General features: G+C 65.9%; 1 protein-coding gene. It reads left to right on the top strand.

Features of this window, described 5'->3' with window-relative positions:
• The coding region (locus QP045_RS21430) for a hypothetical protein (RefSeq protein WP_422517034.1) at positions 1–1,976 on the top strand (1,976 nt) is incomplete at its 5' end.
• Positions 1,977–1,982 lie beyond the last annotated feature (6 nt).

Here is a 1,982-nt window from a genome sequence, read left to right as displayed (position 1 = left end):
CGCTGACGAAGCTGTCGACGGCGGACCCGGCGCTCCTCAACCTGATCGCGGCGTTCGTTGACGAGGCCGGCCACTTCGGGGCGGGCCTGGGTGCCGACGGCGCCTGGACGGCAAAGAGCCTGCAGGCTCTGTCGAGCGTCGTCACGCCGCTCGTCAATGCAGCCGCCTTGCTGATGCCACCCGGCGCACAGGCCAACATTGGCACGAATGGTGCGGTCAAGTTCGACGAGCGCGGCTCGATCGGCCGGAACCAGGGCGGCGCCCGGATCGACCTGGAAGATGCCGACTACGACGCTGTTATCCAGGACGATGCTGGCAACGTCCTGTTCGGGGTCATGGGGCGCAAAGTGTTCGGCCCCCGCTTCACCGCCGAGATGGGCAACGAGCGCCTTACGGTCAGCTATTTCAACGGGGTCACGATCGACTTTGGCAAGCACGACTATGATGTCGCGATTGCCGACCCGCAGGGGCACGTCCTCGCCGGGTGGATGAACGGCGCCTTCTATGGTCCGGGCAAGTCCGGCGACGACGCCGCTCTCGACGCGCAGGACGCCGCGAACAAGGCCTATTCGCAGTCGGTCTATATGCGGCGGATCACCACCGTTCAGCGGCCGACCTCTCCTTATGTGCTGCTGTGCGTTTACGGCCAGTCGCTGGCGCAGGGCGATGAGACCTGGCCGGCGCTGTCCCGCACCAATCGCTTCGGCAACCTGATGCTGGGCGACAGCGTCCAGTACCTTGGCGGGGGCGTCAACACGACGACCGGCACCTTCCTGCCGGTGGGCGGGGCCGACGTGCTCAAGCCGCTGGTGGCGGTGACGTTTTCGAACAACAGCACGTTCGTTGATGCTGCTGGGGAAGCGCAGCTGGCGCCGGGGAACGGCGCGCGCGGCGAGCCGATCAACCACGGCTGGGCGAACGGCGCACGCTATGCGCTCGGGCAGTATCTGCTCAACGAGGACTATGCGTCGCGGCGCTTCGTCTCGATCAACGTGGCTGTCTCAGGCGCGACGATCGGCGAGCTGGGGAAGAACCACACCGAGGGCGGCAGCGAGAGCTACGGGCGCTACACAAGCGCCATCACCAAGGTGAAGGCGATCGCAAGCGCCGAGGGCAAGGCTGTCACGGTGGGCGCTGTCGGCTACCTGCAGGGCGAGCACGACTATCAGCAGGCGAGCGGCCACAACTCCCTGAACCGCACCTACGCCACATATCGCGCGAAGTTCGAGGCTATGATCGCCAACATGCAGGGCGATGCGATCAGCATCACCGGGCAGGCGTTGCCGCCGCTATTCCTGACGTACCAGACCAGCGGCAGCTACACCCGCGACGTGGATGGAGACGGCGTGCCCGGCCTGCATGTCGGCATGGCGCAGCTCGACGCGGTGCTGGCCAACCGCGCGACCACCGCAATGGTCGGGCCGGCCTATCCGTATACTGACAAGGGCGGGCACCTCGACAGCAACGGCTCCCGCTGGTTCGGGCACCAGTTCGCCAAAGTCTATCACCAGGTGGCGGTGGAGGGCCGGGCGTGGGAGCCGCTGCGCCCCATCAAGATCACGAAGTCGGGCACCTCGACGATCTATGTCTCGTACCATGTTCCGTTCGGCCCGCTCGTCTTCGACGAGCCGCAGATGTCCGGCGGGGCCGAATACAGCAGTCCGACGAAAGGCTTTCGCCTCACCGACGACGCCGGTGCGATCCCGATCGCGGAGGTGTCGATCGTTCGCGACACGATCATTCGCATCACCACCACGCGGCCGATCGGGGCGAATGCCAGGGTCTGGTACGCCAGCCAAGGCCAGACGAACCCCGGCAACGGCATGGTCCGCGACAGTGACCCGGCCGTCGCCTACGACAACTACGTCTACGAGCCCGAGCGCGGAATGTACCCGACCGCCAACATCCCGCAGTTCGTGAACAAGCCCTACCCGCTCTGGAATTGGAGCGTCGCCTTTTTCCTTCCGGTCGCTTGAGGAGCC

The sequence above is a fragment of the Sphingomonas sp. 3-13AW genome (genome assembly GCF_049311085.1).
Classification (GTDB): domain Bacteria; phylum Pseudomonadota; class Alphaproteobacteria; order Sphingomonadales; family Sphingomonadaceae; genus Sphingomonas.
The sequence above is the reverse complement of the archived record's forward strand: the minus strand, read 5'-3'. Positions and strand labels throughout refer to the sequence as shown.